The 517-nt window shown below is 46.2% G+C and carries 1 protein-coding gene and 1 pseudogene; both read right to left on the bottom strand.

Annotated elements, in window-relative coordinates; translation table 11 throughout:
• Positions 1–212: hypothetical protein (locus ACYVTD_RS16165; RefSeq protein WP_461248701.1), on the bottom strand; the 212-nt coding region annotated here is incomplete at its 3' end.
• Positions 191–517, bottom strand: a pseudogene (locus ACYVTD_RS16160) (hypothetical protein); the annotation flags it as partial. The pseudogene ACYVTD_RS16160 and the gene ACYVTD_RS16165, both read right to left, overlap by 22 nt.

Genomic DNA, 517 nt, shown 5'->3' with positions numbered 1-517 from the left:
GCCCCGATAAGGCAACGACGCTTCCCATTATCCTTTTCAGCTATTTTTTCAAACTGGATCTTGCCTATTTTTACTTCACCGATTGGGGTTTTTACAGTACCTTGAGGAAAAACTTCACGATATTTCTGCCTGTTGAACCCACGAACGTCAATAGGAACCGCCCATAAATCCAACTTTGAAATTATCCGAGTTACCGCTTCGTTGTTTTCCACTTTTTCGCCTTCCGTTGTTTCTGCCTTTCCAGTACCGCCGCTTTTTCCGTTTTTATCCGTTCCAGCAATTTTTCCGCAGGTTCATCGTTTGGGTCTTGCGGAACAAGCCGCCCCTCAAACGCCTTTTTAAGAATACTCTGCCGTAACGAGGCGGAAAGCGCAAGGGTTTGGTCTATGGTTTGTTCGAGTTTATCGCATACGGACAGACGGGATTCGATGGCGGAAACGATGGCGAGTTGTTCGGAGTGGGAACAATAAGGGATAAAAGTTTCTGTAATTGCCCTCATTCCCACATTCCCTTGACC

It is taken from the genome of Treponema sp. R6D11, from assembly GCF_054786075.1.
The sequence above is the reverse complement of the archived record's forward strand: the minus strand, read 5'-3'. Positions and strand labels throughout refer to the sequence as shown.